This is a genomic window from Vibrio navarrensis (assembly GCF_015767675.1).
In the GTDB taxonomy this organism is placed as follows: Bacteria; Pseudomonadota; Gammaproteobacteria; order Enterobacterales; family Vibrionaceae; genus Vibrio.
Window position 1 is genome coordinate 1,085,992 of sequence record NZ_CP065218.1, and the last position, 25,189, is coordinate 1,111,180.

At 48.4% G+C, this 25,189-nt stretch carries 23 protein-coding genes; 15 read left to right on the forward strand and 8 right to left on the reverse strand.

The features are described 5' to 3' along the window. The first annotated feature begins 191 nt into the window (after positions 1 to 191). The 3 genes from I3X05_RS21570 to I3X05_RS21580 all read left to right on the forward strand — a co-directional run bounded on the left by I3X05_RS21570 (position 192) and on the right by I3X05_RS21580 (position 2,356). Entirely contained in the window at positions 192 to 647 is a 456-nt protein-coding gene (locus I3X05_RS21570) for an Lrp/AsnC family transcriptional regulator (RefSeq protein WP_193167118.1), read from the forward strand. A gap of 95 nt (positions 648 to 742) precedes the next feature. After that, the gene (locus tag I3X05_RS21575; protein WP_337971255.1) at positions 743 to 1,690 is read left to right on the forward strand and encodes a LysR family transcriptional regulator; all 948 of its coding nucleotides are present in this window, start codon (positions 743 to 745) and stop codon (positions 1,688 to 1,690) included. A gap of 51 nt (positions 1,691 to 1,741) precedes the next feature. Next, entirely contained in the window at positions 1,742 to 2,356 is a 615-nt protein-coding gene (locus I3X05_RS21580) for a LysE family translocator (RefSeq protein WP_337971256.1), read from the forward strand. A gap of 106 nt (positions 2,357 to 2,462) precedes the next feature. On the opposite strand, the gene I3X05_RS21585 is transcribed toward I3X05_RS21580, so the two are convergent. Further along, a complete protein-coding gene (locus I3X05_RS21585) occupies positions 2,463 to 2,936 on the reverse strand; it encodes a peroxiredoxin (RefSeq protein ID WP_061899624.1) in 474 nt (157 codons plus the stop codon). Positions 2,937 to 3,096: 160 nt separating this feature from the next. Further along, positions 3,097 to 4,353 (reverse strand): adenylosuccinate synthetase, encoded by a 1,257-nt coding sequence (locus I3X05_RS21590; RefSeq protein ID WP_039436491.1) that lies wholly within the window; start codon positions 4,351 to 4,353, stop codon positions 3,097 to 3,099. Positions 4,354 to 4,456: 103 nt separating this feature from the next. Between I3X05_RS21590 and I3X05_RS21595 the strand changes: the two genes are divergently transcribed. Beyond that, positions 4,457 to 5,329, forward strand: a complete 873-nt coding sequence (locus I3X05_RS21595) for a LysR family transcriptional regulator (protein WP_337971257.1) — start codon at positions 4,457 to 4,459, stop codon at positions 5,327 to 5,329. Between the two features lie 6 nt (positions 5,330 to 5,335). On the opposite strand, the gene I3X05_RS21600 is transcribed toward I3X05_RS21595, so the two are convergent. Together I3X05_RS21600 and I3X05_RS21605 are read right to left on the reverse strand one after the other, a co-directional pair. After that, a complete protein-coding gene (locus tag I3X05_RS21600) occupies positions 5,336 to 5,542 on the reverse strand; it encodes a hypothetical protein (RefSeq protein WP_039427114.1) in 207 nt (68 codons plus the stop codon). A 331-nt stretch (positions 5,543 to 5,873) separates the two neighbouring features. After that, a complete protein-coding gene (locus tag I3X05_RS21605; RefSeq protein ID WP_045569524.1) occupies positions 5,874 to 7,310 on the reverse strand; it encodes a glyceraldehyde-3-phosphate dehydrogenase in 1,437 nt (478 codons plus the stop codon). A 603-nt stretch (positions 7,311 to 7,913) separates the two neighbouring features. Here I3X05_RS21605 and I3X05_RS21610 point away from each other — a divergent pair. Next, the gene (locus tag I3X05_RS21610) at positions 7,914 to 10,532 is read left to right on the forward strand and encodes an ATP-binding protein (protein WP_226972484.1); all 2,619 of its coding nucleotides are present in this window, start codon (positions 7,914 to 7,916) and stop codon (positions 10,530 to 10,532) included. Positions 10,533 to 10,578: 46 nt separating this feature from the next. On the opposite strand, the gene I3X05_RS21615 is transcribed toward I3X05_RS21610, so the two are convergent. Next, a complete protein-coding gene (locus tag I3X05_RS21615) occupies positions 10,579 to 11,919 on the reverse strand; it encodes an MATE family efflux transporter (RefSeq protein ID WP_045569523.1) in 1,341 nt (446 codons plus the stop codon). A 167-nt stretch (positions 11,920 to 12,086) separates the two neighbouring features. Further along, positions 12,087 to 12,404 (reverse strand): DUF496 family protein, encoded by a 318-nt coding sequence (locus tag I3X05_RS21620; protein WP_045569522.1) that lies wholly within the window; start codon positions 12,402 to 12,404, stop codon positions 12,087 to 12,089. Positions 12,405 to 12,676: 272 nt separating this feature from the next. Here I3X05_RS21620 and I3X05_RS21625 point away from each other — a divergent pair, with 272 nt between their 5' ends. The 6 genes from I3X05_RS21625 to luxQ all read left to right on the forward strand — a co-directional run bounded on the left by I3X05_RS21625 (position 12,677) and on the right by luxQ (position 19,059). Continuing rightward, positions 12,677 to 12,880 carry a hypothetical protein gene (locus tag I3X05_RS21625; protein WP_039445163.1) on the forward strand — a complete coding sequence of 68 codons (204 nt, stop codon included), beginning with the start codon at positions 12,677 to 12,679 and terminating at the stop codon, positions 12,878 to 12,880. A gap of 99 nt (positions 12,881 to 12,979) precedes the next feature. Continuing rightward, the gene (locus I3X05_RS21630; protein WP_045569521.1) at positions 12,980 to 13,639 is read left to right on the forward strand and encodes a YceH family protein; all 660 of its coding nucleotides are present in this window, start codon (positions 12,980 to 12,982) and stop codon (positions 13,637 to 13,639) included. Next, positions 13,639 to 13,935: a GIY-YIG nuclease family protein gene (locus tag I3X05_RS21635; RefSeq protein ID WP_045569520.1), complete on the forward strand. Its 297-nt coding sequence runs from the start codon at positions 13,639 to 13,641 to the stop codon at positions 13,933 to 13,935. The genes I3X05_RS21630 and I3X05_RS21635 overlap by 1 nt, the downstream gene beginning before the upstream one ends. A gap of 72 nt (positions 13,936 to 14,007) precedes the next feature. Beyond that, the gene (gene traF, locus I3X05_RS21640) at positions 14,008 to 15,168 is read left to right on the forward strand and encodes a conjugal transfer protein TraF (protein ID WP_045569519.1); all 1,161 of its coding nucleotides are present in this window, start codon (positions 14,008 to 14,010) and stop codon (positions 15,166 to 15,168) included. 222 nt (positions 15,169 to 15,390) lie between these two features. Further along, positions 15,391 to 16,488, forward strand: a complete 1,098-nt coding sequence (locus tag I3X05_RS21645; protein WP_045569518.1) for an autoinducer 2-binding periplasmic protein LuxP — start codon at positions 15,391 to 15,393, stop codon at positions 16,486 to 16,488. 3 nt (positions 16,489 to 16,491) lie between these two features. Beyond that, the gene (gene luxQ / locus I3X05_RS21650) at positions 16,492 to 19,059 is read left to right on the forward strand and encodes a quorum-sensing autoinducer 2 sensor kinase/phosphatase LuxQ (protein ID WP_045569517.1); all 2,568 of its coding nucleotides are present in this window, start codon (positions 16,492 to 16,494) and stop codon (positions 19,057 to 19,059) included. A 34-nt stretch (positions 19,060 to 19,093) separates the two neighbouring features. On the opposite strand, the gene I3X05_RS21655 is transcribed toward luxQ, so the two are convergent. Together I3X05_RS21655 and I3X05_RS21660 are read right to left on the reverse strand one after the other, a co-directional pair. After that, entirely contained in the window at positions 19,094 to 19,756 is a 663-nt protein-coding gene (locus tag I3X05_RS21655) for a flagellar brake protein (protein ID WP_045569516.1), read from the reverse strand. A 139-nt stretch (positions 19,757 to 19,895) separates the two neighbouring features. Then, positions 19,896 to 20,834 carry a DMT family transporter gene (locus I3X05_RS21660; RefSeq protein WP_045569546.1) on the reverse strand — a complete coding sequence of 313 codons (939 nt, stop codon included), beginning with the start codon at positions 20,832 to 20,834 and terminating at the stop codon, positions 19,896 to 19,898. Between the two features lie 140 nt (positions 20,835 to 20,974). Between I3X05_RS21660 and I3X05_RS21665 the strand changes: the two genes are divergently transcribed. The 4 genes from I3X05_RS21665 to secD all read left to right on the forward strand — a co-directional run bounded on the left by I3X05_RS21665 (position 20,975) and on the right by secD (position 25,188). After that, entirely contained in the window at positions 20,975 to 21,430 is a 456-nt protein-coding gene (locus tag I3X05_RS21665) for an Lrp/AsnC family transcriptional regulator (protein ID WP_045569515.1), read from the forward strand. A 610-nt stretch (positions 21,431 to 22,040) separates the two neighbouring features. Continuing rightward, on the forward strand, positions 22,041 to 22,703 hold the full coding sequence (locus I3X05_RS21670; RefSeq protein ID WP_045569514.1) for a hypothetical protein: 663 nt from the start codon (positions 22,041 to 22,043) through the stop codon (positions 22,701 to 22,703). A 116-nt stretch (positions 22,704 to 22,819) separates the two neighbouring features. Further along, on the forward strand, positions 22,820 to 23,287 hold the full coding sequence (locus I3X05_RS21675) for a hypothetical protein (RefSeq protein WP_045569545.1): 468 nt from the start codon (positions 22,820 to 22,822) through the stop codon (positions 23,285 to 23,287). A gap of 71 nt (positions 23,288 to 23,358) precedes the next feature. Next, the gene (secD, locus tag I3X05_RS21680) at positions 23,359 to 25,188 is read left to right on the forward strand and encodes a protein translocase subunit SecD (RefSeq protein WP_045569513.1); all 1,830 of its coding nucleotides are present in this window, start codon (positions 23,359 to 23,361) and stop codon (positions 25,186 to 25,188) included. Position 25,189: the final 1 nt, after the last annotated feature.

Below are 25,189 nucleotides of genomic sequence, written 5' to 3' on the forward strand. Positions count from 1 at the left end.
AAATCAATCCGACTCAGCATACTGGGTTCGGCACGAAAACACAGCAGACAATTTGCCTTGTTTGAGCGACGAATTGACGGAATCAGGCGCTTTCTCTTGGCAAAACGGCTTCAGTAAGGTGGAGATGGGTATCTGCTCGATTTACGGGTAGAATGCAACGACAAAAAAAGGAGAGGTTGCAGTGAGAAAAGATGGATAAGTTTGATAAAAAAATCATCACCATGTTGCGAGAGGATGCGCGTTGTTCTGTCACCGACATCGCCAAAGCGGTGAACCTGTCGCGTTCCGCGGTCACCGCACGGATCAATAAGCTGGAAAGCGATGGTGTGATTTTAGGCTACCATGCTGACATTGCCGACCCTGCAGCGGGGGAAAAAATCGGCGCGTACTTGGCACTGAAATTTGATACCTCCTCATCCAGCCATTTTTGCGAGTCATACGCCAAGCAAATTTATCTGATTGATGGCGTTAAGTGGTGCCATGCAATCAGCGGAGAAACCGATATGATGCTGTATGTCGAAGTGGCCAGCATGACTCGCTTAAATCAAATTCGTGAAGAGATCCAGGCTTATCCGGATCTCAAACACGTGATGACTCACATGGTGTTGAATGAATTTTTCAATATCTGTAAAGCATTCAAGCAATGAAGGCGTGTTTTACTGACAAACAGTGCCTTGCAAACAAACCGACCCTTTTGGCCGTGTGATTTACAGCGCATCGGATACTGGTTAAGGAAGTGTTTATGCTAAGCAATATCAACCTCAATTTGCTGCGTTCGCTGCATGTACTATTGGACGAGTGTCACGTTAGCCGAGCGGCTGAGCGTTTGCACATCACCCAATCGGCGATGAGCCGTCAGTTGGCACAACTGCGAGAATTGTGTGGCGACCCGCTATTGGTTCGCGATGGCAATCGACTTGTCCCTACCGCTCGCGCGTTGACGTTACAGAGCAAGTTATTGGGTCTGCTGGATGAGTTTGAACATCTATTTGCGGCACCTTCTTTTGTACCCGAGCAGTGGCAAGGGGAGCTTGTTTTCGCCTCAAGTGACTACGTCGCACAATATATTTTCCCAGCGGCCGCGCAGGCGCTCATGCAGCAAGCGCCGAGACTCAATCTCAGCTATCGTTTGTGGCAACCGGGCTATCTGACGGCGCTACTCGACAGTGGTATTCATCTCGCTTCGACCATGTTGCCTCAAGCGCCACGCGATCTTTCCAGTGTGCACATCGGGCAGGATAGTTCGGTTTGCCTGATGCGTGCGGAACATCCGCTGGCGCAGCAATCATCACTGAGCTTGGATGCTTTTCTCGCTTACTCACACATTAAAGTCACCGGTGGCGGCGATAAAGACTCGGCCACCGATCGCGCGCTGGGTGAAAAAGGGCTAGCACGCCGCATAGCGCTACAGGTGCCTTTTTTCACTGCCGCGGTCAACTGTCTGCTGCAAAGCGATCATCTGATGGTGGTGCCAAAGCATATCGCAGTGAATTTGGCGAAAAACCACCCTCTGGTCGATCTTCCGCTGCCGCTCTCCACCGAGCCGCATCAATACTGGCTGATGTGGCATCCCAAATACGATAGCGATTTAGCACACCGCTGGGCAAGAGAAGTGGTGTTAGCCATTATGCTCAGTTGCCAATACTCAATCGGTATGATTTCAGATCATCATCATCATGAAGAAGTTTGATTTCATTTCATTTTCAACTCAAGTTACTGTGCAGTTTTACCGGAGATGAACATGACACTGACTGTTTGGCTATCACTATTTACGATTTGTATTCTAGGCGCCATGTCGCCCGGCCCGAGTTTGGCTATTGTGGCGAAACATGCGCTTGCTGGCGGGCGAAAAAACGGTTTGGCCACCAGTTGGGCACACGCGTTTGGTATTGGCATTTACGCCTTTGTTACCCTGATCGGCTTGGCGGTGGTACTGCAACAATCCCCGCTGCTGTTTAAAACCATCAGTTACGCTGGCGCGGCCTATCTGGCGTATTTGGGCGTGAACGCGCTGCGCTCGAAAGGTGGCGTGGCTGCCAAATTGGAATCGGGCGAGCAGACCTCCGTATGGCAATCAGCAAAAGAGGGCTTTTTGATCTCGATTCTCAGCCCGAAAATTACGCTGTTCTTTATTGCTTTGTTTAGCCAGTTTGTTGCGCTGGGTAATGAGTTGAGCAATCAAGTCATCATCGTTGCGACGCCGTTTATTGTCGATGGTTTGTGGTACACCTTTATCACCATCGTGCTATCGAGTTCCAAAGTGGTGGATAAGATCCGCGCCAAAGCGCAGTTGATTGATCGGCTGTCAGGCGTGGTGCTGATTTTGTTGGCGCTGCGTGTGGTGGTCACGATTTAGCGAATGCTCACTGCAATAAAAAACGGAAGCGCGGCTTCCGTTTTTTCTTCTATCTATTTTGCAATCGCGCTATTGCGGTTCTTGCTGTTGCCGTTTTTGGCGTGAATTACAGTGCGGCAAGAATCGTTTCGGCGTTACTCACTTCGAATGACTTCGGTGCTTCCACATTCAGTGTGGTCACCACACCATTGTCGATCACCATCGCGTAGCGCTGTGAACGTACGCCGCCAAAGCCAGCGGTATCCATCTCAAGACCCAGTGCTTTGGTAAAGCTTGCATCACCGTCGGCCAACATCATTAGCTCAGAAGCATTTTGCGCTTCGCCCCACGCTTTCATCACAAATGCGTCGTTAACCGAAACACAAGCGATGATGTCTACGCCTTTGGCTTTGAGTTGATCCGCAAGTACCACGTAACCCGGTAGATGCGCTTCAGAGCACGTTGGCGTAAATGCGCCCGGAACAGCAAACAGGACGACTTTCTTACCAGCAAACAGTTCTTGAACCGAATGGTTGACCATACCATCTTTGGTCAATTGACTCAGTGTCGCATTTGGCAGGGTTTGCCCTTGTTCGATCATGGTTCTTTCCTTTTTCAATGATTAAGAATACCTGAGCAGTGTAGTACGGATTTTGCCGATTAAACACAGACAAAAACAGGGGATACTGAACAAAAACCACCAGCGCACGGCAAAAAGAAAAAATCCGGGCGAACCCGGATTTTTTCGATGGTGCAGAGGATTAGCGAATGATCATCTGTTCGCGGCCTGGGCCAACAGAAACCATGCTCACGGGCACACCCATCAGCTCTTCAATACGCAGTACATATTGCTGCGCAGCGATAGGTAGCTCGTCGAATTGACGGCAGCCCGTGATGTCTTCACTCCAACTGGCCATCTTTTCATAAACAGGTGCAAGCGCCGCTGTTTGTGGCCAAATTGGGTTTTCGCTATGCTCGCCTTGGTAGGCAACGCAAATTTTTAGATCAGCAAGGCCAGTTAGGCAGTCAAGCTTGGTCAGGGCAATCTCAGTTGCGGCTTGCAGTTCAACGCCATTTTTGGTCGCCACCGCGTCAAAGTAACCCATATCACGTGGGCGACCCGTGGTTGCGCCGAATTCGTTGGCGAGTTCACGGAACGCGTCTTGCTCTTCCATCGCGGTGATCAAGGTGCCTGTCCCTACGGAGGAACTGAATGCTTTGGCGACCGCAATCACGCGCTCTGGGCGAAGAGCAGGCAAGCCACTGCCAATGCCCGCGTAAGCGGAGACGACGTTAGAAGAGGTCGTCCAAGGGTATTCGCCATAAACCAAGTCACGACCCGCGCCCAACTGTGCTTCAAACAGCAGGTTGGATTGCTCAGCTTGCAGTGCTTTTAGTGGGGTCGAAACGTTACAAATCGCATCACGCCAAGGAGCAGAAACCTCAAGCAGCCAATCCGCCATCTCTTGCGCGCTTTGAGTAAAGTTGAAATCTGGATATAGCGCGCGCAGTTGCGGCAATTTCCAATCGAGCAGGAACTGAATGCGCTCAACGAGCACTTCAGGTTGCTTCAACCAGCCGACCAGAATGCCTTTCTTCATCACGCGATCGCCGTACGCCGGAGCGATTCCCTGACGAGTCGAGCCATACGCTTTGTCGCCTAAACGCTGTTCTTCTAGCGTGTCTTCCAGAGCGTGCAGCGGCAGACAGAACGTCGCGCGATCAGAGATGCACAGGTTCACGGTTACGCCTGCTTGTTCCACTTCTGCCAGCTCCTTGCTCAGTGCTTCAGGGCTAATCACCATGCCTGGGCCAAGCACGGCCAAACAACCTGGGTTAAATACGCCACTCGGTAGCTGGTGCAACTTAAACGTACCGAGGTGGTTTACCACGGTATGGCCAGCATTATTACCACCTTGGAAACGAATACTTGCAGCGGCGTGTTCGGCCAAAAAGTCAACGATACGACCTTTGCCTTCATCACCCCAGTTGGCACCAACAACAACGATAGACGACATGAGAATTCCTCCGAAATAAGACCGAAGCATCTTAGGTGGATAGTCTTAATAAGAGAAATTAATTATACTCATCAAGCTAATAATAAACTCATATGAGGAAGTGATGCTGGATCTCAATTGGTTAAGAACCTTTGTTACTTTGGCTGAGGTGAAGCATTTTGGTAAAACCGCCGCAGAGCTGCATATGACGCAGCCCAATGTCAGCTTGCATATCAAGCAGTTAGAGCAAAATACCAAAGCGAAGTTGATTGAGCGAAATCCGGTACAGCTAACCCCAGCAGGTAAGCGGCTACTGAAATCGGCCAAGATGATGCTAGGGGAGTTGCAAATTTGCCAAGCGGATCTCAATGCCATCAACGAACTCACGCAAGGGACGCTGTCGATCGCGGCAAGTGACATTGTGTCGCGCCTGTTGCTTATCCATCCTTTTCAGCGCTTTAAAAACGATTACCCCGGCATTGACTTAGCGCTATTTAATACCACCTCAGCGCAAGCGGTTGAGCTGGTGAAAAGTGCCCGCGCCGACATCGGCTTTGTGATTGAGCAGAAAGAGAGCCAGCCACTGCATTTTACCGCGCTGACCCAGATTCAGTGGTGTGCGTTTGGTGATGATCTGTTTGCGAGTGATTGGGGAGAGCAAGATAAGCCGACTCTGATACTGCTTGGCCATGACACGCGAACGCGGGAGCTGATTGATGCTTCTTTGCCCAAGTTAGCCTTGCCCAAATATCGCGTGATGGAAGTGGGCAGTGTTGAGGCGCAGATCGACTGGGCGCAAGCAGGCTTTGGCACCGCGATTGTGCCGGATTTTTCACTGCACACCAAAGCGGCATTGACGCGAACGGTGACCCACTTGGAGGCGTTCCCAGCCACCGATTTTGGCTATATTGTGAGGCAAAACCAAGTGCTATCGAAAGCGGCCAAGCAGTTGCTTGGCTGGGTGGAAGAGTATGCGCAATCGACAGACTGGCATTGATGGTGATTAGTGACGGCGTGGGACTTCTTCCCATTCTCCTTCAATCACGTGTGGGTCCTGTTGGGTCTGCGGCGATTGACGGCGAAGCTGCTTTTCTAACTTTTTACCGGTGATCAAAGCGGCTATGGTCAATGGAATGGCCAGCAGCAAACTAAACATCAGGGTAAAGAGCGCGGCGATTGCGGTCAAAGTCACTAGGATGATTCGTTGCATCGTTGTTTCCTCAGGTTGCACTACAAAATGCGATAGACAACACAATAACCAGCGGGAGATGAATCAAGGATGAACGAGCAGAAAAGGTGCCTGCATCAGGGGCACAGGCACAAACGGGGGAGAGATTCTACCTTTGCCACTTAGCGCGTTCATGCTGTTGGCTAGCACGCCAAATGATTTCGGTTTGTTGTTGTAATAATGTTGGCTCAACTGCGGTTTACAACCGCTTTTAAGCCCAAATGGACAAATCATGTCACCGACTCTCGTTGCCGTAGGTGGAGCAAAGAGAGTCAGTTCGCTTTCGATGCGGTACTAGTTGTGGAGCAAGCTATTACACACGAGGGAAAGTTTGATAGCGAACGCCCATCATTTGTTCCATACAGTGAACGACTTGGCAACTGTAGCCAAACTCGTTGTCATACCAAATGTACAGCACACAGCGGTTGTCTTGAGCGATGGTCGCCTGACCATCAACCACACCCGCATGGCGAGAGCCGATGATGTCGCTGGAAACAATCTCAGTTGAGTCCGTGAAATCGATCTGTGCAGAGAGAGGTGAAGCCAGTGCCATTTCGCGCAGATACTCGTTAAGTTCTTCTTTGCTGGTGGCTTTTTCCAGATTGAGGTTAGCTACCGCCATGGAAACGTTCGGCGTTGGTACACGGATGGCATTGCCAGTGAGGCGGCCTGCCAACTCTGGCAACGCTTTAGCGACAGCTTTGGCTGCGCCAGTTGATGTCAATACCATGTTGAGCGCTGCGCCACGACCACGGCGATCGCCGTTGTGGAAGTTGTCGATCAGGTTTTGATCATTGGTGTAAGAGTGCACGGTTTCGATATGACCAGAAATCACCCCATACTTGTCATTGATCACTTTTAGAACTGGTGTGATGGCGTTGGTGGTGCAACTTGCGGCAGAGATAATTTTGTCGTCCGCTTTGATCACATCCTCGTTCACCCCAAACACGATGTTTTTGATGTCACCTTTACCCGGTGCGGTCAGCAGCACTTTCTCTGCGCCTTTGCAGTCTAGGTGCTGGCCTAAGCCTTCTGCATCGCGCCAGACACCCGTGTTATCCACGACTAACGCGTTGTTAATGCCATAAGTGGTGTAATCCACTTCTTCGGGCTTGTTTGCGTAGATGAACTGAACGTAGTTACCGTTGATGATGAGCGCATTACGTTCTTCATCGATGATGATGCTGCCGTTGAATTGTCCATGAACGGAATCGCGTCGCAGCAGGCTCGCGCGCTTTTGCAAATCACCGGCTTTGCCACCACGAACGACGATGCCACGCAACTTGAGCGGGTAACCCGGGCCGCTTTTTTCGATCAGAAGACGAGTGAGCAGACGACCGATACGTCCAAAGCCGTACAACACCACATCACGGCTTTTGAGTGAGGATTCTGCATCCAACGCGCCAATCAGTGCAGTCTGAAGGTAATCTTCAAGGGCCGATGTATCTTCATGACTTTCCCAGTATTGGTGCGCCAATTGGCCAACATCTACGCGGCAAGAGGCGATGCTCATCTCGCTGATGGCTTGAATCATTGGCAGAGTTTGCTCTAAAGAGAGCGGAGTGCCAGTGTAACGCCTGGCGACGCGATGAGTTTTGAGAATGTCGATGGTAGTTGCGTTGATCAGTGTCTTACCAAACAGGATCACTTCGACGCCTTTTTGTCGATAAAGTTTGCCGATAAGAGGTGTAATCGATTCCGCAATCGTTTGGCTGGTTTGCCAGTCTTGGAGATATTTCTCTGGACTCATGTTTCTATTGGACCTTTCACGTTTTTTAAGGGCTGACCTTACTCTCTGAGTGTAGGGGGCAGAAAGTAGGTATAAGGTTTGTAATAGTGTTGTAATATTTATGTGGCGGAATTCTACAGCCCGATGGGTTATTCTGCTAGAAAAAATAAAGCCAGTGAAAACGACTGGATATGTCGATGATTTAGCCGATTTGCCGCAGATATACAGGGCTAAATCACTATTGACATTCGCAAAAGCGCAAACTTATTTTGTGCATATAACGATCACTTTGGCTCAGTGAATGCAACTCAATCTAAATTTTTGCATTAATTGTTGATTTCACTCGATATAACTACGGAAAAAGTAAACAAAAAATCCTGATTTCATTGCGGTTATTTACAGGATTCTCCTTACCTAACGTCATCGCTGCGTTTGCATCGATGATCCTCACATTTTCGCTACGGACCATTTTCAGGGAAAAGTCGTATGAAAAATAAGGCGCCGTACCTGAGCTGTCTAAAAACGGAACATTCGCTAATCCCTGTCGTCTGATTATGAAATTAGTCTAGTATTTAAACTAGGCTAGGCTGCAACTATTCGGGGACACTCACGATGATGGCGACCATGTTAATTAAAACTCGTCTTGTGCTGCTTTCATTACTGCCCGCTTTGGTGATTTTAGGATTAGTAGTGCAACAATTGCTGAACAATCAGCAACAGTCGGCGTCGCTGGAACAGGCGATGGTGCGAATGGATATCATGCAGGGGGTGACGAAAACGAGTTTGGCGCTATTCGACTATCAACATGGTCAAAGTCAAACCTTGGACGAGTTGGAGTTCAGCGTTCCCCCTTCTTGGGGAGCTTTGGCTGAGTCGACTTTGCAAATCACCGAGTTTGAGCAGAGGCTAAACGACGTGTTAGCGTATGTTAGCGGGCAAAAAGCCTTGACCAAAGAGATTGCAGAACCGCTGTATGCGTCGCTTCATCATGTTTTGTCTACGCTCAGCAGCGCGCATTTTCACCTTGATGACGACACATTGGAACGTCAAACGAAAATCTTGCTTGAGCTCAGTTTGCTGCAAATTTGGACTATTGAAGAAGCGAGGTTGGTGCCTCCTACGCAGACAGGACAGAACTTGGCGGCCTGGTATCGTGTGCTGGAACATCAGCGAGTGAGTCGACAAAACCTGTTGGGGATGGGCAATGGACAGCCAAATGTGGATGCGCTGGTGAGTTTTCTCAGCTCTGATCGTTATCTCAGCGCTGTGCAGTTTCGCGATGGATTCAGTGCGAGTTCGGCAGACAACCCAATGCTGGGCCCAGCAGAAAGAAACCTCTACCACTCCGAACTGATTTATCGAGTGCATACCTTGTCTGAGTTAGTCAGCCACTTTTTCGTTAGCGTTGAACGCAATTTACAATGGCAAATAGAGCATAAACATCAGCAGTTTGCCGCTATGCTAGGTTTACTCGCAGCACTTCTGACATTGATCTTTTTCTTGGTTAAATCCATCTGTCAGAGAGTGGAAGGCAAACTCAATGCGATTCTTCGCGCACTGCAATGCCTAATCGAAGACGAGCAAGGCCGCTCTGACTGTCATGTCGGCGTGGAAGGTAACGATGAGCTGAGTGAATTCGCTCGACGCATTAACCAGATCATAGACGCTAAGCAGCAACAAACGAAGGAATTGATTGAAGCGAGGGAGGCGGCGGTGTCGGCCAATCGTGCCAAATCCACCTTCCTGGCCAATATGTCCCACGAGCTGCGTACCCCGCTCAATGGCATTATCGGTATGACGGAAATTCTCACTCAAAGTGATATGAACCAAGCGCAGCAGGAAGTGCTTAACGACATCGACGCCTCTTCACAGTCGCTGCTGATACTGCTCAATGATATTTTGGACTTGTCGAAAATTGAGTCCGGTAATCTCAACTTATGCTTAGAAGAGACCGCTCTGCGCGAAACGCTTTACCAGTCGATTTCTCTCTTTCAGCCCAAAGTGAGCAGTAAAAATTTAGAACTGTATCTCTCTATGGACGAAAACCTGCCTGCGAAAGTATTGGCGGATGAACATCGTATCCAGCAAATTTTGACCAATTTGATTGGTAATGCAGTCAAATTCACCGATAAAGGGCGTGTGTCGGTTGCGGTTGAATATAACGCTGAAACTGCGAGCCAGGGTATCTTGACGATCAAAGTGGCGGACACCGGGATAGGCATTGATAAACCGAAGCTGGCCACCATTTTTGAACCTTTTACCCAGGAAGATGACAGCATTACCCGTCAGTTTGGGGGGACTGGTCTTGGTCTCACCATTTGTCGCCAACTGCTGGCGATGATGGGCGGTGAACTGACCGCCACGTCCACCAAAGGGCTAGGAAGCTGTTTCTCATTTACGATTCCTATCAAGGTACTGGATGGAAGCCACTGGAGCCCTGACGAGATAAAAAGAGGTTTGTTGGTAGCCGACTCCGGCCCGTATGTCAATCAACTCGTGGGTGAATGCCATGTTGCCGGTATTGAGCTGATTAAGGTTAAGGAGATCAGCCAAGCTAGGCGCTTGAATACCGATTTCGATGTGGTGTTTTATTTCCACGCTGCGGGCAAGGATCTGCAAGGCGAGTTGATGGCATTGGAGGAGTGTGTGTCGTTGGATAAAGTGGTGCTTTGCCAGCCGCATTTTGCGACCGTCATGCTTAATTCAGACAAAATTCACGGTATGCTGACGCTGCCATTCTTGGGTAAGCGCTTTAAAACGTGTCTTGAGTCGCTCGGACAGAAACTGCGGCAAAACAACGTCACTGTGCTATCGCCGAATGTACACATCATTAACTCAGCCGTCGCACATTATTACAGTAAGAATCATCGCCGCATTTTGATCGCCGAAGACAACCTGATGAACCAGAAGATCGCCAGTTTCTTTTTAGACAAAGCGGGATATGAATACATGGTGGCCAGCAATGGGCAAGAGGCTTTGGAAGCGATTATGTACAGTGGTCGATTCGACGCAATTCTTATGGACTGCATGATGCCGGTCATGGATGGCATTACTGCGACACGTGAAATTCGTCGCTGGGAGAACGAGCAGGGGAGTGATAAGACGTTGATTATTGCACTGACGGCGAGTGTGCTTGAGGAAGATATCCAAAGCTGTTTCGATGCGGGAATGGATGCGTATCTACCTAAACCTTATAAATCCAATCAGCTATATGAACTGTTTGATGAACTCATGGCCTCCTAGTCAAGACTACGCAGTCGCCAATTGCTAGGGCGACTGCGTCTTGAAGTTAGCGAGTTGGTGATTGCGCTGAATCCACTTGATTGAGCAATTTGTTCAGCGCAGAACGATAGCTAAGCCAAGCGACAAAGCCCGCCAGCAGGTTGCCCAGTGCTGCGCCAATAAATAGCCCTTGCAACCCCGCTAACTGGGCGCCGATCCACAAGCAGGGTAAGAAGAATGCGAACAGGCGTAGCGCGGAAATGGTCAAAGCGGTATAGGACTTACCCAGCGCATTACAGACTGAAACCATTAGCATACAGATGCCTAGTGGGCCAAGGCTCAGCGGCACAATCAGCAAGTGCATGTTGAGCACCGACTCTACGTCGTGATCGCTGGTCATTAGTGTGGACAGCTGGCCCGCCAAAAGCATGCTGACTATCGCCAGAGCGGATTGGAACAGAAGTACAAAGCGAGTGGCAATGTTCACCAGTGATTGAATATCGGCGAACTTTTTTGCTCCCAAAAGACGCCCAACCATCGGCGGCATCGACATGGTCAGGGCAAGCACGCCGACCAAGGTAAAAAACTCGAAACGTGAACCAAGAGCCCAAGAAGCGACAGCCGCAGTACCGAAGCCTGCGATGAGTTTGGTTGCCAGCATCGAAGAGACAGGCGGTAACAACTGGCTAATCATCGCCGGGCCCATAATATGGCCTATAGCGGCAACGCTTGCAGAGACGTTAAGATCGTCTTTGGCAAAACTGATCCATGAGTTGCGCTGTAGTCGCGGTGCGATGACTAAAATGCCAAAACCAAAAGCGATGATGGTTGCAATCGCAGCACCTTCGATCCCCATATCCAAGGTGAAGATAAACAGCGGATCCAATGCCAAGTTCAGACCACTGGTCACCATCATCATGGTGCCTGGCAGTATCGTATTGCCGTTCGAACGACAAATGCTGTAGAGAAAATAGAGCATCGCTCCAGTCCAGGCACTGATAAGCCAGTAGGGCCAGTAGCTGTCGATGATGGCGTACACACTTTCTGGTGCGCCGAGAAGTTGTAAAATCCAGTGGCGAGTAAACCAAAGTAATGCACACACCAAAGCAATGCCCACTGCGCCCATGAGTACAATAAGCCCTGCCAGTTGGCGAGCATATTGCGTTTGATTCGCGCCTAATGCTTTGGAAATCACGGCCGTGGTCGCAATACCCAAACCGACTTGAATGCCGATGATCACCATTTGTAGCGGCAGGGTAAACCCTTGTGCGGCCAACGGCAAAATGCCCAACTGCCCGATAAAGGCGCTATCAACTAATTGGAAACTCATGAGTGAGAGCACGCCGAAAAGCATCGGCCACGTCATGGCGAAAAGCTGACGTGATAACGAAGGAGTATTTTGTGTCATAAATTCGATGTGTGAGCGGTCATGGCACAAAGTCTACATGACTCAGACAACTTGTGGGAAAAAGATTCATCCCGTTTTTCTGTGTGGTTAAGAGCCGATGGTTCAGGCAATAAAAAACCTCACCGAAGTGAGGCTTAGCTAACTGGCAAACTGTAAATGCAGCGGGCTTATTTCTTAGCACCAGTTGCTTGTTTATCTACTTCTGTCAGCTCGCGAATGCGACGGCTGATGTCGCGACGCGCTTTCGAAATCTCTGCGCTCTTGATGATGTGATCGTCGACGCGGTCTTCGTAGTCGGCTTTCATGTTCTTGATGATGGTTAGAATTTCATCATAAGTCATGTTGGGTTTAATGTAATCCAATAGGTTTTCGAGCAGTTCAACCCGTTTGCTGTTGTCGCGAACTTTTTTCTCATTGTCCAACAGTTCACGTTTCAGTTTGTTCTTGCGGCGTGCCTGCGCGACAATTTCAAATACCGTATTCATAGGTCCCTTACCTCAAATGTGAATGTGAAAAAGCAAAATAACTTCAAGATACCCTTCTTATTCTCGCTTTGAGCGCTATCTTGAGGTCACTCTTCTCGGCGATTCGTCCCGTCACAGATTAAAGCACATCATACACAGCCATAACAGCTTTTAGATCAAGCCAATGCCTGTCTGGATAAGAAAAATACAGATTTTGCCCTGCGAATTGTGTTTAACCAATGGTTCGCTATATTATCTGCGCAACAAATCAATCGATAGCCAAACAAAGTCGTATGACCTACGTAAATTCCACGCTGGAAAATGCCGAGAAATCCAGCGATCAAAACGCAAAAGATGTGTGTCAGAAGTTAAAGTACGCCTATATTGATGAAAGAGTCCGATTAGAAATCGTCGAAGTTGAGCTAAATCGCACCAAGATCGTGATGGTGGATGAAAAGGGAAGAATGCGTAAGATTTCACTGATACCAGAGCACTAACATTTTGAGTTAAAAAAGAAAAACGTGTTATGGTGTCACGTAAAATAGCCCTATAAGCCAGATGGTTGTATGCGCAAAATAACAATAAGGATAAGCCAAATGAAGATTGAATTGACCGCCGTTGAAGCACGTGCCATTGGATGTTTGATTGAAAAAGAAGTGACCACGCCAGACCAATATCCGCTGAGCTTAAATGCCCTGACTAACGCTTGCAACCAAAAAAGCAACCGTGAGCCAGTGATGAATTTGTCAGAGTCTGACGTGTTGGATGCCGTCGATCAACTGATTGCTCGCCGTTTGGTCAGTGACGAAAGTGGCTTTAACAGCCGTGTGAGCAAATACCAGCACCGTTTCTGCAATACCGAGTTCGGTGATTTAAAACTATCGGCTCAGGAGAAAGGCATTGTCTGTTGCATGCTCCTGCGCGGTGCACAAACACCGGGTGAACTGCGTACCCGGACCAATCGTCTCGCAAACTTTGCCGATGTTAAAGAAGTAGAGACGGTGTTGGACAGATTGGCGAGTGAAGAACGTGGCCAGTTGGTGGTAAAACTGCCGATTGAGCCCGGTAAACGCGAATCGCGTTATATGCATCAGTTTTGTGGTGAAGTAGATGCGAGCCAAGTGGCCCTGTCGATGCCGGTTCATGCTGCCAGTCACCCCGCAGGCGATCAGCGAATCGCTGAATTAGAAGAGCAAGTGAGCGCCCTCAGGGAGGAACTGGATGAGCTTAAAGCCTTAGTTCAATCGCTCCTGTAATGAATCAATGTTCTGTGGGTTCGGATTGGTCAGTCTATCTGATCCGAACTCGTCTCAATGCCCTTTATTGCGGCATCAGCAATAATGTCGAGCGACGCTTTAGCCAGCATCAACTAGGGAAAGGCGCCAAAGCGTTACGTGGTAAAGGGCCATTGGTGCTCGAATGGTCCTATCCTGTTGGTGATAAAAGCACGGCGTTGAAAATCGAACGTCACATCAAATCGCTACCCAAAAGAGACAAAGAGCGCCTAATAAAAGGTGATCTATGTTTGCCTATCGATAATTTCCCTTATTGATATCACTATTCTCAATATAAAACTGATACGCTTTTATTGGACTTGATGAATAACAACAAGGATTGAGCGCATATGCAGCAGCACAATAAAATCGCAGTGGGTATCGGCTTAGCACTGGCTTCACTTTCTTCCTTCGCGGCTAACCACGTTGCGGACGGACGCGGCAACGGCATGGGCAATACCGGAGTTGCATCGGCAGACTACCTGACCGCACCATTTTACAATCCGGCCCTCGTCGCCGATTTCAAGCAGCAGGATGATTTTGGACTTCTCTTACCCTCGTTTGGCGTGAATGTCCGAGACAGTGATGACAGTTTGACGACCATTGACGATCTACAAGATGCCATCGACCGATATGAGAATTCGGCCAAAGGGCAGGATCAGATTGATCAACTCAACCGTTATATGGATGACTTACAAGGGAACACTCCTCTTACCGTTAGCAGCAGTTTAGGGTTGGCGCTAGCCATTCCGACCAAAGCGCTTTCTACGAACTTGTTTGCCAGAGGTTACGTTGAGATCGTCGCGTTGCCAGTCATCGTCGATTCAAACGGTAATACGGCGGCGGACGTAGAAGATCGCTATACCGACTCAAGTGTGAAAATGGCGGCATTTGGTTATACCGAGTTTGGTTTGGCGCTGGCCAAAGAGCTTACCTTCTCCGAACAGCGCGTTTCGCTGGGCGTTACGCCAAAACTGCAAAAGATGACCACCTATTTTGTTCAGCCCTCGGTCAAAGATTTTGATGTCGAAGATTATGATGACAGTGAACATGAAGAATCGGCCTTCAACCTCGATTTAGGTGCGGTTTGGTATAAGGATGAGTTCCGTGTTGCCTTTGCGATAAAAGATCTATTGAGCCAAACCATCGATTTGAAGGACAAAACCGGACTGAAGAAGGACACCTATGAGCTAAACACTCAGATCACCCTCGGTGCGGCTTATTCAGGTGAGCTTCTGACGGCAGCGATTGATTTTGACCTTACCAAGCAAGAGCGGTTTAAGTCACTTAACGATGAAACGCAGTTTGTTCGTTTGGGGGTGGAAGGCAATGCTTGGGGATGGGCGCAGCTACGTGCGGGCTATGAAATGGATCTCGAAGACACGGTAGAAAATGCGTTTACATTCGGTATTGGTATCAGTCCATTTGATGTGGTTAGCTTGGATCTGGCAGCCAGCTATGCGGGTGAAAACCAGTTTGGCGTTTCGGGAAATTTGGCCTTTACGTTCTAAAAACTGAAAAGCACTGATTCTTTCCTCTCGCCATGTCGTGTATGGAATAATAAAGCCCTCAAGCGTAGAGTTCTACTCGCTTGGGGGCTTTTTAGTCAATGCTAAAATGGATAGACAAATTGTGACACTGAACTGGAGTCTTAACAGATTTCACGTTACTCTTTCAGTACAACCTGGTTAGGTCATGCCAATAATAAATTCCAAGAATAAATCGAGTGTCACATGAAAAAAGCATTAATGATGTCTTTGCTTTGTATAGCAAATTTTAGTGCCAATGCACAAACTGCAGAAGTATTGAACGGATATTGGGCGTATCAAGAATATTTAGAGCGTTTCCCAGAACAAGCCGATTTAACCAATGCGCTTGCGCAAACAGTGCGTAACCATCCTGTGCCGCTGAAAGCGTATCAAGCCAAACCAGTGCGTATTTCTGTGGTGTTTCCCGGGCAACAAGTGTCTGATTACTGGGTTAGGAATCTGAGTGCGTTTGAGAAACGCATGGATAAGCTGCAGATAAGCTATCAGATCAACCAAGTGTTCACCCGCCCAAATGCCGATGTTAAGCAGCAAAGCGTCTCTTTGATGGAGGCGCTGAAGAGTAAGTCGGATTATCTGATTTTTACCTTGGATACCACCCGTCACCGCAAATTCATTGAGCATGTTCTTGACTCCTCGGACACTAAGCTGATCTTGCAAAACATCACCACGCCAGTACAGGCATGGGAAAAACGCCAACCATTTTTGTATGTCGGTTTCGACCATGCGCAAGGTAGTATTGCGCTGGCTAAGCAATTGGAAAAAATGTACCCACAGGGCGGCAAGTACTCTGTGCTCTATTTCTCAGAAGGCTATGTTAGTGACGCCAGAGGCGATACCTTTATTCGTGAGCTAAACAGGGACAACCGTTTTCAATTGCGCTCGTCGTTCTACACTAAAGCGACCAAAGACTCTGGTTATGAAACCGCGATGATGAGCTTAGAAAAATACCCAGATGTCAACTTCATCTATGCCTGCTCGACCGATGTCGCCTTAGGCGCACTAGATGCGTTAAAAGAGCTTAAACGAGACGATATTGTGCTCAACGGCTGGGGCGGTGGATCCGCTGAATTGGACGCCATCAGCGCGGGTGATCTCGATCTCACCGTCATGCGGATGAATGATGATACGGGCATAGCGATGGCAGAAGCGATTAAGTGGGATTTGGAAGGGAAGAACGTCCCGACGGTATTTTCAGGAGATTTTGAAGTGGTGACCAAACAAGACAGCCCGCAGCACATCGAAGCGCTTAAAGAGAGAGCCTTCAGATATTCTGGCCAATAGTGAATGATAGACGACGCAACTTCAATCAAACGCCAATCTCTGGCCACCTTAATCACCCGCATATTTTTACTGGTACTCGGTGTGATCACTATCGGGATTTTTATCCAGAGTTATTATTTCAGCAATAAAATCATCAATCAGGAAGTGCTGCGTACCAAGCAACAGACGTCAGCACTGGTGAGAAACCTGTTTGAAAACCACTTGGTCGCGCTGCAGATCCACCATGATAACAGCGCGAAAAGTAGCGCGATATTTGACTTTTTTGCGCAAAAAAATAGCGAAAATCTCGATTTCTTTTTCCTCAGTGTCGATCAAGCGGATCCGTCTCATACGCCAGAATTTCGCTTTCTCACCGATGCCTCCGGTGTGATTTGGGATGACGGTAATGGCCATTTCTATGGCGTCAATGAAGTGATCTTAGCGAAGATTGCTCGCCGCGTCGCATTCAATAACAACTGGCACTATCTTTCCATGCTCACCCTGATGGGCCCAAGACACCTATTGGTAAGGCGCTCACCAGTGATTGATCCAAACAGTGGTGAAGTGCACGGGCAGTTTTATGTCACTATGGTGCTGGATAACAACTTCCCGCTGGTCGAGATGTTAGAGAGCGGCAGTAACAGCGACAGCATTCTTTTATTGGCTGAGCAGAATACCATCGCGCATTCAATGAATGGTAACGAGACTTACGACGTAGATGCCGTTATGGAACTTAAAGAGGCTGCGGATAATGCAGTGATGCACAATAACCTTGTCAGCCAAACCGCAATTCGCATCAATTCGTCCGATACACCTTTATCCATCTTGGCGGTACAAGACAACAGCCATGTGGTTTCTCTGCAGCGACAACATTATCTCGGTATTATTTTCTCAATTTTACTGATGCTCATGCTTTCAATGATGATCCGGGTGTGGATCCAAAACCGCGTTGCAAACGCCTTGAGTACCTTGATGAACTACAGTCGCTTTGGCGCCGCTGGTGAGCGCTTTCAGCGATTTTTGGGTTCTGACATTGTTGAGTTCGATCACATTGGTCACACATTAGAAGATACCTTCGAGCAGCTTGAATCTCAGCGCCGCTCTTTTCAGGATTTATTCAATTTTGCGCTCTCTCCTATGATGGTGTGGTCAGAAAATGGTCTGCTGATTAAGATGAATCCCGCCGCGCGTAAAGAGCTGGTGGTTGATAGCCTTGATCAGCCTGAAATGATGCATCCGGTGTTTCATTCGTTTAAACAACTGTTGTTGCCGCATGTCTCCATGGCAGGTCAAGGGGCCACTTTAACGGGCGTCAACGTGCCGATTGGTGACAAAATATTCCGTTGGAACCTGTCTCCTATTGTGGTGGACCACGGCATCAGCGGCATCATCGTGCAGGGGCAGGACATCACCACCTTGATTGAAGCCGAAAGGCAAAGCCAGCTTGCTCGACGCGAAGCTGAGCAGTCTGCAAAGACTCGCGCGGATTTCTTAGCGAAAATGAGCCATGAAATACGTACTCCGCTCAACGGTGTTCTTGGTATTGCGCAACTGCTCAAACGTTCGGTGCAAGGAGAAGAGAATCTTAAACAGGTGGATGTTCTGTGTCACAGTGGCGAACATCTGCTGGCGGTACTTAATGACATTCTTGATTTCTCAAAGATTGAACAAGGCAAATTCAACATCAAGAAACGTCATTTCAGTTTCGCCGATACCTTGTATACCGTGGAGAACATCTATCGACCAATTTGCCGTGACAAAGGAGTAGTTCTCTCAATTCAAAGCGATTTGCCACAGACTTATCAGCTTTGCACTGATCAAGTTCGTCTCAATCAGATCTTGTTCAATCTGCTCAATAACGCGGTGAAATTCACCATGCACGGGCACATTGATGTGACTTTCTCTTTGACGTCGAGCGAGCAAACACCGCAGAAACTGGAGATCCGTGTTGCAGACACGGGCATTGGCATTGCTCAAGACAAATTGGAGAGTATTTTTGAGCCCTTTGTGCAGGCAGAATCCATTACTACGCGAGAATACGATGGGAGTGGCCTTGGCTTAACCATAGTTAAGAATCTGGTGGAGATGCTTGGTGGGGAGATCAAGGTGAAGAGCGAACTTGGACGAGGTTCTGAGTTTTGCGTCCTCTTACCTGCTAGCGAAAGTGTTCCTCCCGAAGCAAACAGCGGCGTTGCCGTTACACCAGAAAACTTATTCGCTCAGCCGCTAAAAGTGCTGTTAGTCGAAGATAACCACACCAATGCCTTCATATTAAAAGCGTTCTGCCAAAAATATCGCATGCAAGTGGAATGGGTTCAAGACGGTACGTTGGCGTTGGAAAAACTAACAAGCGAGACATTTGATCTGGTTATCATGGATAATCAGTTGCCGAAGATGGGAGGCATCACGGCCACCAAATTGATCCGTGAGGACCTGAAGTTGGCGACCCCAGTTTACGCGTGTACGGCGGATACCCAAGAAGAGACCAAGCGCGCTTTCTTATCTGCGGGCGCGAACTACGTATTGGTGAAGCCGATTAAAGAAGAGGCCTTATACCGTGCTTTTGTGCACTTTAAGCAGCATTTTTGCTAATGAATCTGGCAACTCTTTTGTTAACTCAACGGGGCTAAGCCTGACCCGCTTTAAAAGAGAGCTCAAGCAGCTCTCTTTTTAATTCGCTAGTCATTCTCACTTCTTGTTCGAAACTGATGCCGACAAACCAGCCATTGGGCATTTTACGCACACTTGCGATATGACAGCCGTTATCTGCGGAGATAAAGCGGTTCAGTGTGGACTCGACTTTAACAAAAGCGCCTTTGGCAAATTCGGGCTCGACGAGTGTGGTGAATCCGCAGCCAGAGACAGAAAAATCGATCAAGTTGCCTTGATACTGATTGCCATTGTGCGTCAGCATACCGTTGAGCGCCACCTTGTAACGCACGTGTTCGCGCACAGGCTTAGTGGCAAAATTGCTCGGTATACGGAGAAAAAGGAGAAACGCGGGCTTGGCAATGGTCGTCAAAATACTGCTTTTGAACGCAACGATATGACCCAGCTCAGTATCGGCAATACCGCGTACCACCACATCCGTGTTCTCCAATTTGCGCAAGACAAACTCTTCCTTGTCCTTTTCGGCGATTTCAATAATGACAAAGTGCTTATCTTTCAAACCAATGAAAGTGGCTGGGCGAGCCATTTTATCATCTGGACCAAACTCAAAGCTGACATTCAGTTTCATGCCGGGGGTTAGGAAACGGCGAATTTCTTCCTTGCTATTGCTGGGAGCCATGGAGCGTTCTGTTTTATCGTTTAGGTATCTGAACTATAAACTGGAAGAGAGCGGCATCAAAGTAAGGATGCCGCGCAGACAAGAGGTTAATGCGTATTTTGTGACGTTGTCCGTCTCTGCAATCGGGTGTTGAAAATGCCTAACGTTTTTCGACACCGTGCGCTGGTGGCTGGTAATCCAGCGACGTATCGTGACGCATGAAGATGTTGCTGGCGATAAGGCTACCGCTGCTGACGACAATCAGTGCTAACCAAGTGATGTTATCAGGATATTCGCCAAAGGCAGGTATCGCGAGCACAGTCGCAAGTACAGGCGTTGCGCTGCCAAAGGCGGCACTCCTTTCAGCACCGAGCGTGCGTACAGCGTATAGATAGGTGACAGACGCGATTAAGCCCGCGCCGAGGCCTTGAATTAAAGTATGGCCCAGTAACTCACGCCAAGGCCATTCAGCGAGCGGAGCCTGAACCAGATAACTTGGCAATAGGCCGCTGTACATAGCCAGCACGAGAGCGATCAAAGAGAACAAGGCAACAAAACCTGAACTGACTAAGGCATTGAGATTGGCGACCCGAGCGCTGATGGTAAAACTCGCCCACATCAGACTACAAAGAAGAAACAGCAGATGTCCTTTGGTTTCTTGCCCTAAGTGTAAGCCATTCAAATGAGGAGCCAAAAATAACCCAATGCCTATGACAACCAGCGACAAGCCAAATATTCTATGTCGACTCAGTGGCTGTTGATAGAACAGCACCGCAATACCTGTGACAAACAAAGGCAGGGTTCCCGGAACCAGTGTGCTGCCGTGGGCCACCGGGACATAGTGCATCGCTGTGCCCGCCATGAGCAGATAAGGCAAGCCGCTGCCAATAAACATGCCTGCTAGATAGCGTTTGGGTACCTGAACAATCTGAGTTTTTGCTCTGAGGACCAGTGGTGAAAGTACAAGCGCTGGTATGAGAAAACGTGTTAGGGCTATATCGGCAGGCTGAAGCGCTGAAATCGCGCCGCCTTTCAACGAGAGAAAAAAGCCAGACCAAATGAATAAGGTGATGAATATCGCGAGGTAGCCGAGCGTCATAATGTGCATGAATAAGTTAACATAGTGTTAATTATCGTTTGTTGTTCGGGGTGAATTTTGGCAAAAATCATCATAGATGAGATAAATATTGATGATTTCCACTAATTAAATCGTTTTTGATGAAGAGAAAAGCCAGTGTGATGGATAGGATAGATAAGAAAATACTCGGATTGATTCAAGAAGATGGTCGCCTAACCACTGCAGAGATCGCTGATAAGGTTGGTTTATCTGCCTCGCCCTGCGCAAGACGGATTAAACGTTTAGAGCAAGATGGCATCATCGCTGGATATCATGCGTATCTAGTTCGGGATAAAGTGGGTATTGCCATGACGGTGTTTGTCGAGGTGAGTCTCAACAATCATCAAGTGACGTCAATTGATCACTTTGAACAAGCCATTGTAGAAATGGAAGAAGTCGTCAGTTGTCACGTCGTCTCCGGAGCCTACGACTACTTGCTTGAGGTAGTGGCAAAAGACTTAACCGGATATGAAGCGTTTACTCGAAAGTTGCAGCGTTTACAAAACGTCAAGGATATTCATACGCACTTAGCGATTCGTAACGTAAAAAACTCAGCGGCACTGCCGATCTACCGCTAATAAAAAGCGGAGCTCAAATTGCTCCGCTGATAAAATTCGTTTGCTAACAATGACTACTGATGGCGCATTTGAGAAATTTCACAATTGCCCGTATCTCGGTCGATTCGAAAAGAGAATGCCGCAGAGTGATATTCTGAGCCATCACACCAAATGGTTTCTCCGAAGATCTTGCACAAATCAAGGTCGTTGATCGATCCAAATTCTTTCACGTGTCTGACGACGGATAAGAATTTCGCTCTAGCAACGGTTTGACTTTCCATGTGATTCAAGCGATTGAAAAGCATGTCATTTTGCATGTTCACCAGCCAACTATTTTGTTTTATGAAAACTTATGAATACGAAGTTAACCAAAAAAGCAGCAAAAGTAAAGCATTATTGTGACGCGTGTCGCTATTTTCCCCCTGTGCTGGTACTAAAAGTCCTGTAAGGAAAAGGGTTTTACGGCTCTTCGAGTACATACGCGCTCTTCACGTTAGGGTGACTATTTAAGCAGTGGGCACGAACGGTATGCTATACCTAGGAGAGATTGTTTTGGCTAGTTGGCGTAAAGCGATGTTTTCGTTATGCTCATGAGCAAAACAGAGCCGAAAAACAGAAGACGGATGTGTGGATGAAAAAAATTTTGGTGGTGTTAATTATCCTGTTGTTGCTGGTTGGAGCCGCAGCGGGCTATTACGTCTTCTTTATGCAGCCGGAGGAAGTAAAAGAGCCGCAAAGCGAACAAGCGCCACCAGCGGTTGCTACCGAGATGAAACCTATACTTGATCTTGAAGCGCCGGCCCCAGAAATTACGGAATATTACGTCGTTGAGCGACGTATTAGCGTGCACAATAAACCTCAAGAAGATGCGTTGGTGGTCGATCATCTTTATAAAGGAGAGAAGCTCACCATTTTGGAAAAACAACTCGGCTGGGGGCGAATTACCGATTATCTCGTCTATGAGGAAGGGGGGGAAGAGACGGCGGAGTGGGTCAATATGACGCAGTTATCTAACGAGAAACCCGTGATAGAAGAGATGGAACGCTTGGAGATTCTCGATGGATACATCGCGCGTTCAGATGATCTCCTACAGCATCAGGAGGTTTTCCGCAAACACACTCAACAACTGCTGAATGATGGCACTTGCAAGCCGCAAGATTTTGAGGAACTCGGTGGTTGGGTGCGCTCCGTCACTTTTCAGCCTAGAGAAGTGTATTTCATATACTGTGGCGGCTTGGATCAAGAAAATAAAATTTATCTCGATATCAATAGCGGAGATATTTTCTATCGATAGATTGAACGCTACCCATCGGCGCAGATTTTAGATTTTTTTAGTTGAGCTAGATCCACCTTAGGCATAGTATGACCAAGCAAGCCACTGTGGCTTGCTTTTTGATCTTGAGTACCGCGATGCATTCAAACTTTTTACGACTATTGGCTTTGCTGTTAACACTGGTGATGACACCAGTAGAAGCCTTTGCATCGATTGCCGAGAACATAGAACGTTCCAACTCATTAAGCGGACGTCTTGCTAGCGCACACCTCAAGCTGACCAATCACTTTGCTGGTGAAAGCCGTAGCGAGCAGGACAGTGCTTCTTTTCCCGTTTCACAATCGTATCAACGACATGATGCTGCCGCTATCTTGCATGCGAATCGTTGGAGTGTTGCGCAGCGTGAAGACTCACCGCGGAACAGCGACCCGCTCTTCTTTAGTGGCCTTGATCAACCTAACATTCATGGCAACTTATTTCGTCTTTACGATTGTTTAAGACAGCTTGAGCTATTACGAGCCTACCATTTTTCTCCCAACCATCGTTTGGCGGGTTGGAAAGAAACCAATGCCATGTACGTCGCGCTCAACAGTCAATTTTCCTGACTCAATTTTCTAATCAAAAAACATTTATTTGAACTGAATTGACTCTGTCTCTCTAGACGGAGGGGAAAACTATGACAAAAAAACACAAATCGGCCAAGGTGCTCAATCACTATTCCGTTTGGAAGTACTTGGTGTTGATTACTACCCTAGTGATTCTCACTTTAAGCGCGATTCCAACGTGGTATGGCGAGCAACCCTCAATCCAGATTGCCTACGCGAAAGATACGACGCCTCAGTATGATCTGCTGCAATTGAAAAAATGGTTGGCTTCACAAGAGATCACGGTGGATAAGATCACCCAGCAAAACGGCGTAACGACCTTGGTATTTGCCGACGAAAACGCGCAAAGCCTCGCTAGAAAACGTCTAGATGGCGTCTTACATGCTGATGCAACCCTCACGTTTTCTTACCTCTCGATCGCGCCGCAATGGCTGAGCGACTTAGGGTTCAATCCGATCAAACTCGGGTTAGATCTACGTGGCGGGGTACAGTTTCTGCTCAATGTGGATGTAGACAAAGCGTTTGAAGAGCAACGGGACGCCTTAGCTGATGAAGTTCGTGCGATGCTACGTAGCGAGAAACTGCGCTCCGTGCAAATCCAGGCGAGCAAAACTTCCGAGCTACGAGTGCTCAGCGAGAGTGTGCAGGCCAAGGATAAAGTGGTGTCGTTTATCAAAACCAATTATGCCAATTGGCAAACGCGCACAGAAGCTGGAGCCTTAGTCATTAAGCCATCAGAGGCCTACGTGAGCGAGTTCCAAAGCACAACGCTCAAGCAAAATCTTAAGATCATGCGCGATCGCATTGAAGAGCTTGGCATTACGGAAGCCTTGGTGCAGCGTCAAGGTGCGCACAGTATTCGCATTGAGCTACCCGGAGTGCAAGACCCTGCTCAAGCGAAAAATGTGATTGGCGCAACGGCCAGTCTGGCTTTCTATGCAGTGAAAGCTCCGGGCGCAGTGTCTTCGTCAGAAGATCTTATCCTCAGTGACAATGATGGCCGTCAAGTGATTCTGGATAAACGCCCAGTGCTAACCGGAGAGCATATTGTCAACGCCCGCGCTGGCGTGGATAAGATGGGCATGTCGGAAGTGAACATCTCACTCGACCATAGTGGCGGCAAGAAGATGAGCGATTTCTCCGCCAAACATTTGGGTAAACCGATGGCGACGGTTTACCGCGAATACATTACACAAGAAAATGGTGAGATCTCGCGCAGTGAGCGTGTGATCAGTGTGGCCACGATTCAGTCTCAACTGGGCAGCCAATTTCGCATCACCGGTGCTGGCAGCATGGATGAGGCGCAGCAACTGGCTCTGTTGCTGCGAGCGGGATCGTTGACCGCTCCCGTCTCGATTGTTGAAGAGCGCACCATTGGCGCGTCACTCGGAGCGGAAAACATCGAAAACGGCTTTGCCGCTCTGGCATTAGGCATGGGGCTGACGCTAACTTTCATGGCGCTCTGGTATCGTCGTCTGGGCTGGGTGGCTAATGTTGCACTTGTCGCCAACATGCTTTGTTTACTTGGTCTCATCGCTTTGCTTCCGGGCGCTGTACTGACATTACCGGGCATCGCTGGCTTAGTATTGACGGTCGGGATGGCAGTCGACACCAACGTGATCATTTTTGAGAGAATTAAAGACAAGATGCGTGAAGGACGCAGCTTCGCGCAAGCGATTGATGCTGGGTTTGACAGCGCTTTCTCAACCATTCTCGATGCCAATATCACCACTATGATTACCGCCGTCGTGCTCTATGCCATCGGCAATGGGCCAATTCAAGGCTTCGCATTAACGTTGGGATTGGGCCTGCTGACCAGTATGTTCACGGGTGTTTTTGCTTCTCGAGCCATGATCAATCTGATCTGGGGACGAGATAGCCGCCGCAGTGTGAGGGTTTAAC

What these genes read in the sequence shown, in the direction of transcription:
- I3X05_RS21570 (WP_193167118.1), top strand. Translation starts at nt 192, where the DNA reads ATGGATAAGTTTGATAAAAAAATCATCACCATGTTGCGAGAGGATGCG.
- I3X05_RS21575 (WP_337971255.1), top strand. Translation starts at nt 743, where the DNA reads ATGCTAAGCAATATCAACCTCAATTTGCTGCGTTCGCTGCATGTACTA.
- I3X05_RS21580 (WP_337971256.1), top strand. Translation starts at nt 1,742, where the DNA reads ATGACACTGACTGTTTGGCTATCACTATTTACGATTTGTATTCTAGGC.
- I3X05_RS21585 (WP_061899624.1), bottom strand. Translation starts at nt 2,936, where the DNA reads ATGATCGAACAAGGGCAAACCCTGCCAAATGCGACACTGAGTCAATTG.
- I3X05_RS21590 (WP_039436491.1), bottom strand. Translation starts at nt 4,353, where the DNA reads ATGTCGTCTATCGTTGTTGTTGGTGCCAACTGGGGTGATGAAGGCAAA.
- I3X05_RS21595 (WP_337971257.1), top strand. Translation starts at nt 4,457, where the DNA reads ATGCTGGATCTCAATTGGTTAAGAACCTTTGTTACTTTGGCTGAGGTG.
- I3X05_RS21600 (WP_039427114.1), bottom strand. Translation starts at nt 5,542, where the DNA reads ATGCAACGAATCATCCTAGTGACTTTGACCGCAATCGCCGCGCTCTTT.
- I3X05_RS21605 (WP_045569524.1), bottom strand. Translation starts at nt 7,310, where the DNA reads ATGAGTCCAGAGAAATATCTCCAAGACTGGCAAACCAGCCAAACGATT.
- I3X05_RS21610 (WP_226972484.1), top strand. Translation starts at nt 7,914, where the DNA reads ATGTTAATTAAAACTCGTCTTGTGCTGCTTTCATTACTGCCCGCTTTG.
- I3X05_RS21615 (WP_045569523.1), bottom strand. Translation starts at nt 11,919, where the DNA reads ATGACACAAAATACTCCTTCGTTATCACGTCAGCTTTTCGCCATGACG.
- I3X05_RS21620 (WP_045569522.1), bottom strand. Translation starts at nt 12,404, where the DNA reads ATGAATACGGTATTTGAAATTGTCGCGCAGGCACGCCGCAAGAACAAA.
- I3X05_RS21625 (WP_039445163.1), top strand. Translation starts at nt 12,677, where the DNA reads ATGACCTACGTAAATTCCACGCTGGAAAATGCCGAGAAATCCAGCGAT.
- I3X05_RS21630 (WP_045569521.1), top strand. Translation starts at nt 12,980, where the DNA reads ATGAAGATTGAATTGACCGCCGTTGAAGCACGTGCCATTGGATGTTTG.
- I3X05_RS21635 (WP_045569520.1), top strand. Translation starts at nt 13,639, where the DNA reads ATGAATCAATGTTCTGTGGGTTCGGATTGGTCAGTCTATCTGATCCGA.
- traF (WP_045569519.1), top strand. Translation starts at nt 14,008, where the DNA reads ATGCAGCAGCACAATAAAATCGCAGTGGGTATCGGCTTAGCACTGGCT.
- I3X05_RS21645 (WP_045569518.1), top strand. Translation starts at nt 15,391, where the DNA reads ATGAAAAAAGCATTAATGATGTCTTTGCTTTGTATAGCAAATTTTAGT.
- luxQ (WP_045569517.1), top strand. Translation starts at nt 16,492, where the DNA reads ATGATAGACGACGCAACTTCAATCAAACGCCAATCTCTGGCCACCTTA.
- I3X05_RS21655 (WP_045569516.1), bottom strand. Translation starts at nt 19,756, where the DNA reads ATGGCTCCCAGCAATAGCAAGGAAGAAATTCGCCGTTTCCTAACCCCC.
- I3X05_RS21660 (WP_045569546.1), bottom strand. Translation starts at nt 20,834, where the DNA reads ATGACGCTCGGCTACCTCGCGATATTCATCACCTTATTCATTTGGTCT.
- I3X05_RS21665 (WP_045569515.1), top strand. Translation starts at nt 20,975, where the DNA reads ATGGATAGGATAGATAAGAAAATACTCGGATTGATTCAAGAAGATGGT.
- I3X05_RS21670 (WP_045569514.1), top strand. Translation starts at nt 22,041, where the DNA reads ATGAAAAAAATTTTGGTGGTGTTAATTATCCTGTTGTTGCTGGTTGGA.
- I3X05_RS21675 (WP_045569545.1), top strand. Translation starts at nt 22,820, where the DNA reads ATGCATTCAAACTTTTTACGACTATTGGCTTTGCTGTTAACACTGGTG.
- secD (WP_045569513.1), top strand. Translation starts at nt 23,359, where the DNA reads ATGACAAAAAAACACAAATCGGCCAAGGTGCTCAATCACTATTCCGTT.